General features: G+C 39.1%; 4 protein-coding genes and 1 pseudogene. 2 read left to right on the top strand and 3 right to left on the bottom strand.

Annotated features, from left to right (window positions below; all coding sequences use genetic code 11):
• Nucleotides 1-156: 156 nt before the first annotated feature.
• The 3 genes and pseudogenes from hrpB to CWB66_RS14635 all read right to left on the bottom strand — a co-directional run bounded on the left by hrpB (nt 157) and on the right by CWB66_RS14635 (nt 5,230).
• Nucleotides 157-2,583 (bottom strand): ATP-dependent helicase HrpB, encoded by a 2,427-nt coding sequence (gene hrpB / locus CWB66_RS14645; protein ID WP_138585939.1) that lies wholly within the window; start codon nt 2,581-2,583, stop codon nt 157-159.
• 171 nt (nt 2,584-2,754) lie between these two features.
• Nucleotides 2,755-4,276 (bottom strand): annotated as a pseudogene (locus CWB66_RS14640) (ISNCY family transposase).
• Nucleotides 4,277-4,708: 432 nt separating this feature from the next.
• A complete protein-coding gene (locus tag CWB66_RS14635; protein WP_138585938.1) occupies nt 4,709-5,230 on the bottom strand; it encodes a TetR/AcrR family transcriptional regulator in 522 nt (173 codons plus the stop codon).
• Nucleotides 5,231-5,337: 107 nt separating this feature from the next.
• Here CWB66_RS14635 and CWB66_RS14630 point away from each other — a divergent pair, with 107 nt between their 5' ends.
• Complete coding sequence (locus tag CWB66_RS14630) at nt 5,338-5,520, top strand: hypothetical protein (protein ID WP_138585937.1); 183 nt, start codon at nt 5,338-5,340, stop codon at nt 5,518-5,520.
• A gap of 65 nt (nt 5,521-5,585) precedes the next feature.
• Complete coding sequence (locus CWB66_RS14625; protein ID WP_138585936.1) at nt 5,586-6,380, top strand: TlpA disulfide reductase family protein; 795 nt, start codon at nt 5,586-5,588, stop codon at nt 6,378-6,380.
• The last annotated feature ends 179 nt before the right edge of the window (nt 6,381-6,559 follow it).

The following is a 6,559-nucleotide window of genomic DNA, read 5'->3' as shown; positions in this document are numbered from 1 at the left end:
AAACAAGGCGAATTTACGCGTCAATAGCTAGCCTATTGCAAGTAAATTCAACGCAGTTAGCGCTGATAATAGCTGCTCGAGATAGATTTATTATCCAGAGTTCAGGTTATCTTAATATGCTTGATAATAAAACAATTAACGTTAAGTAAATAACACTCACATTTTACTTTTTACCCTGTTGGTTGCCACACTATTTGCAGGGTCATCTGGCCAAAAGTGCTTAGGATAGCGACCTTTCATTTCTTTTTGCACATCACGGTAACTGCTAGCCCAAAAGTGCGCTAAGTCTTGGGTAAGTTGCAGTGAGCGTTTACCCGGCGATAATAACTCCATAAGTAACGGCAATTTGCCATTAGCTAGTATCGGCGTATTGGTTAAACCGTACACTTCTTGCATGCGCACACTGAGTTTTGCTGGACCGTCGAGCTGGTATATTATTTTAATATTTGAACCACTCGGTACGGTTAAGCGCAAGGGTAATAATTGTTTCAATCGCGATTGCTGTTGCCAATCAAAACAATTTTGCAGCGCTTCAAAGTAATTAAACTTTTTAAGTTGATCTAAGGTTTTAATATCTTCTAAAAATACGCCTAGCCACTGCTCTGCATTGTCAATCAGTTGTTGCTCTGTTATCTGCACAAAATCATTGGGCATAAACTTACTTGCCAAGCTCATTCGAGTAAGTAACTGCTCACTTTCTTGTTGTTCATTAAACAGTGAAAACCCCTGCTTTGAAAATAAATTAAGCCATGCTTTTGCACGTTCACTCTTATCTAGTTTTTGTTTACTTGGTTGGCTTGAAAGCACAATTGCACCGAGCTTCACTTCATCTTGATGAATAAAACGTGCAGTTTTTTCGTCAAATTCGCAGCGGGTAAGCGTGCTAAATAAATGCGGTAAATATTGCTGTAACTCAGTGGGGTTGAGCGCGGTGGCGGCAAAAATACGTCCGCCTTTGTGCCCGCCCATTGTGGCGATAGCTAGGTAGTCGTCGTTGTGCCAGTAATCGTTGTTCAGCTCAGCGCCTGCACCATTGGCAAGTAGATAACCATTACCGCGTTTTTTAGCAATGCGATCGGGATACGCGAGTGCCACTAGCAAACTAATATAATGCGTATTTAATTCGCTGTTTTCATATTTTACCTTTAAACGGCTTTGCCAATACTTTAACTGCTGCTTAAATACCGGATGCGGCCGTTGCTGTTGGCTATGAAGTGCCAAACTCAACTCATTAGCGCTGTTTACTCGACTCTCTAATAATGCGACTAAATATATAGCAAGACGATAAATACCAGGGAGTTGCTTATCCAGCATTTGTGCTTTTATTAACATATGCGCTAAGCGGATATCAGCGCCAAAACCTAACATTTTACTGCCAAGCGCGGTGAGCTTGCCTTTGCAGTCAATCGCCTCAAGCATGTTAAGTAAATTGCTTGCCTGTACGCATTGCTGCTCAGTGGGTTTATCGAGCAAAGTCAATTCATCAATACTGGCCCCCCACTGCTTTGCCTCAAGCATGAGTTGGCTTATGTCTGATGTTAGTATTTCGGGGTTGTCGTGGCTATTGCGCCGCTCAAAGGTTTGCTTTGAGCCAATTCGATAAACAATGCCCGGCTCTATTCTCCCTGCACGTCCTGCACGCTGTACAGCAGACGAGCGCGATATACTTTGTGTTGTGAGCTCAGTAACCCCTGTTTTTAAATTAAAGGTCGCTGCACGGCGTTTACCGCTGTCAATTACAATGCGTATGCCTTCAATAGTTAAACTGGTTTCGGCCACATTAGTAGTAAGCACTACTTTGCGTATGCCCTCTGGCGCGGGGGCAATAGCAGCTTGCTGATTAGCTTTATCTTGCTCGCCAAATAGCGTTGCCACCGTGCAGTTATTGGGCAAATCAGTGAGTGCTTGTTGTACACGTAGTATCTCAAACTGCCCAGGTAAAAATATTAATGCACTGCCGGTTTGCTCATCAAGCGCTTGTTTTATTATTCCAGGAATTGCATCAAGCCAGCGGCTTTCATCTTTTATGGGCATATATACTTCATCTATTGGGTAGCTGCGACCATTTGATTGAATGACAGGGCAATCAAAAAACGCAGTGTAACGCTCACTATCAAGCGTTGCCGACATAAGCATGATGGTTAAATCTTCACGCAATGCGCTTTGGGTCTCTAGTGCAAACGCCAGTGAAGTGTCGGCGGCAATTGAGCGCTCATGAAATTCATCAAATATCAGTAAATCAATATCGCTTAATTCTGGGTCGTTTTGTAGCATGCGTGTCAGCATGCCTTCGGTCACTATTTCAAGGCGCGTATTACTGCTTACTTTGCTCTCACCGCGAATGCGTAGGCCCACACTTTGCCCAACGCTCTCGTTTTGGCACTTTGCTAAATAACTGGCAATATTACGCGCAGCCAATCGGCGAGGTTCTAACATTACAATACGTTTAAAGTGCCCATCGCGCATAAGCTGCAGCGGCAACCACGTAGACTTACCCGCACCAGGTGGTGCTTGTAATAATGTAACAGGGTTACTTTGTAATGTAGTAACAAGTTGTTGATATATGTCTTGAACCGGCAGCACAGCTATTTACTCTAAATTACTTTGCAGATAGTGTAACAATAAAATAAGAACGGTTGTTAGAGCGCTCAGCTTTTATTGTAGTAGTGTGATTACCAAGGGATACTGTCGGTCTAATTACCGAGCAACTTTGTCGTAAATAGCATAACAGCCAGTACCTCAACTGGCTATGGCTCATGCTGATTTTTTCAAGGATTGTGATTTATCAACTCTCAGTGCAGTGGTATTCATATTGTTTCTTAGCCATACACTACGCACACCATTTGAGCTGATATCAATACCAAGTGCCTCTGCCAGCTTCATGGCGACTTTCTGCTGACCGAGGTGAGGATGTTCGATTGAGAACTCAATCATAGCTTTTTCAATTGCCATATCTACACAATTTTTATGTCGCAGGTTTGGAGTCTCTTGACGTTTTAAAGCATCAGGCCCTCCTTGCTTAACCAGCTTTAGGTGACGGTGAATAGTATCTCGCGATACGCCACTTTGACGTGAGGCTGCACTGACACTTCCAAGTTCCTCAATTAGCGCTAATACTTCAAGCTTTTTCTGTACAGCCAAGTCTTCTGATGCAAGTTTACTTGGTTCGTTTACCTCTGATATTTTAAGCTGTCGTCCAGCGAAGTGAGCAGTAAACTCTTTCTTGCTCGTTTTTCTAATTTCTACTTTTTGATTGCCAATCGAGTATTTGAGCGGTGAATCAATCAAGTAAAACTTGTTGTCATAGCTGAAGGTATGATCATTACGTATTTTACGGTGATCTTTGATGACACAGATATCGTCTAGGTTGGTGTGTATTGATAATGGCGTGAACTCAGAGCGTTGTTTCGATTTCACTTGTATTTTAGTTTGCCAGTATTGAGGAATAAAGACATGTTTAAGGTAAGCATTAGCCCCAGCAATATCATTGATATTATTTAACCTAAGCTCCGGCACAAGTCGGTCTTGGAAGGTATCAAACGCACGCTCAACACGCCCCTTACCTTGTGGTGAATTAGCAAAGATTATTTCGATACCTAATTCTTCACAGGCGCGTTGCATTTGAGAGAAGTTGCAACGCTTTGGCCCGCCGAATATACCAGCTCTGTCTACATAAAGCGTTTTAAACACACCTTGGGTTTCAATACATTCTCGCATTACCTTCAAACAACCTACGGTCGTTTCTGAAGGAAAGAACTCGGCGTATACTTCACTAGTCGCATCGTCAATTATGATAACTAAACAGTGCTTTTTATCACCAAACCAACGATGAGGGCTGCCATACATTTGCATCATTAATCCCGGAGCTTCCATGCGCTCTCTGCGTTTGCGAACATTACTACGTCTTCGTTTAGCGCGTTTAACATGGTGGATATCATGCGCCCAACTTCGTAGGGTCTCGCGCTTAACTACGATGTTTTCATTGATTGCTAATTGCTCAGCTAAGTGAAGCAGATTCAAGTCGAAATACTTTTCTTTAATCAGAGTTTGCACGGCTTTTTTAATTGATACTGGTGTTTTATTTGGCGGGGCTTTGCCACGATTACCATTCAATAGCAAATTGAATACCGACTTGCTGATATTGTTTGACGTAGCGTTCAATTGTACGTCGTGACTTGTTAAGTAACTTTGCTGCATTGCCAATTGTTATTCTGTTTTCTGCTACTTTAGCAATAATATCAACAGTGAGTTGAGCTTTTGAATCCATCACAATCATCCTCAACATGCCTTATTAGTATTCCAAAAAACAAAACACTAACAGACACGTAAAAAAGTGACCGACAAATTCCCTTGGTAATTAGCGATTACGACAGAATCGCTTGGTAATTAAGATACGACAAAGTCGCTTGGTGTTAACACTGTTTTCTTAATAATACTGAAATGACACAGATTTCTAAACACTACCGGTTTAGATTTTATCTGACAGACCGATATGAGCGATAACCGGACACACACAGAATTGTCTGATCGTCTGGAAACAACCCTAAGCGGACGAAACACATTACTCGGCCAAACAAAAAATGAATGAGTATGAAAGGTTACATTCAAAGATAAGCTTAGTGTCTATAAAATTGTGAGAAGATCACCAACCTGCCAAAAACCTTTAAGGTCCGCAAGTCCATAAAGGCGGCCAAAGTGCGCATTACGGCTAAAGAATAGATATTTTTTTAGTTAGTTGGTGCAACATTTTTTCTGGCTCTGGAACTTGCTCATTTAAGCCAAAGATTAATGTCATGAAATAACAATCTAACATCACGCCTGCTTTTAAATCATCAAACTCAGGCTGCTCATTGAATAAACGCTTTTCAAACTCGCCTATTTGTTGTTCAAAAAAATCTTTTTGCCAAATTATATCGCTAATCAATATTTTACTGAATTCGCTATTACTACAATAAAATTCAAATAAGGGCAGAGCATAATGAGATAATTTAAGGTGAGGTTCATGTTGGCGATCTGTTAAGCTAGCCTGACTAATAATAGTTTTAATTTTTTCATACATACCTGCTTTTAATAAGTCTATCTTTCCTTCGAAATGACTAAAAACAGTTCCAACAGCCACATTAGCAGCCTTTGCAATTTCTCTCGTCGAAGTATCAGCGTAACCTTGTTCTAAAAACAAAAGCCAAGCAGATGAGAGGATTTTATTATAGGTTTGCGTTTTTTTATTCATATATTTCAGCTGGTTATTTTTAATTAGATGTGGGAAAGAGCATACTCTTGACAAAGTGACTGCGCTCAATTACATTGTGAGCACGTTCAATTTAAATAAGATATCTTATGGATTTCATCAAACAGCTCATTGGTTATATTTTGTTTATTCCATTTATTACTTTTTATTCTTACATTTTAGGGCCCTTATTAATAGTAATTTTATTACCTGGTGGGATTTTGATGTTGTGGATGATTATGGGACCAAAAGAAGGCTATCTAGCTTTAAAAGTTTCATTGTTTGCAAAATGAATTAGGTGCAATAAATAAATGGTTAGGCTAACCCACAATCAAATACCCAAAGGGGTTATAGTTTTATGAATTTAAGAAATATTTACTCTAAAGTTTCTCTTTTTTTATTGCTTGTATGTTCCAATCATACATACGCAAGTAATTTACCCTATGAATTATTAAACGCTCCAATTCATTTAATTTCGGGGAAGACCGTTAGCTTGGCAGATTATAAGGGCCAAAAACCTGTATATTTGAAATTTTGGGCGACATGGTGCCGACCTTGCCAAAAACAAATGCCTCACCTTGAGCATATACAAAAAATTTATGGCGACAAAATTGAAATCATCGCTATTAACCTAGGTATCAATGATGATCTGGAAGCTGTAAATAACACTATTAAAGAGTTTAACTTAACAATGCCTGTGGCAATTGATAATAGTGGAGATTTAGCGAAAAAATTTAGACTTGTTGGTACCCCGTATCACCTTATTTTTGATGAAAATATGAATTTAATACATCAAGGAAATGAGGCTGATCAGCCTCTAGATAATAAGCTTAGTTTATTATCTCAACAAAAATATAGTGTTGCCATTGATTCAAATATCCTAATTGAAAATGAACCCGATATATCAATTAATACTGACGATGGAAAAATCCACATCTTATTTTTCACTGCAACATGGTGTGATTGGTATCTCAAAGATAGTCGGCCACTACAGCCTAACGTCTCAGATGCATGTACTATTGCTCAAAAAAATGTAAATCAACTTTATTACATGCATCCCAAATATTCATGGTTTGGTATCGTATCTAGATTATGGACAGGAGATAAAGACTTATTAGAATACCGAAAAAATATTCTATCGAGCATCCTATAGATATAGATAAAAGTAATAGTCTTTTTTATAAATATAACGTTACAGATTTACCTACATTGATCTTAATCAAAGATAATAAAGTCATTGCTAAAATTAAAAATTTTAGTGATATTACTTCATTAAGTCATAAGCTTACGAAAAACATAAAAGAAGATTAACCAGAAGGAATCTCTGTTTAG

Source organism: Pseudoalteromonas sp. S558, from assembly GCF_005886635.1.
Lineage (GTDB): Bacteria > Pseudomonadota > Gammaproteobacteria > Enterobacterales > Alteromonadaceae > Pseudoalteromonas > Pseudoalteromonas aliena.
The sequence above is the reverse complement of the archived record's forward strand: the minus strand, read 5'-3'. Positions and strand labels throughout refer to the sequence as shown.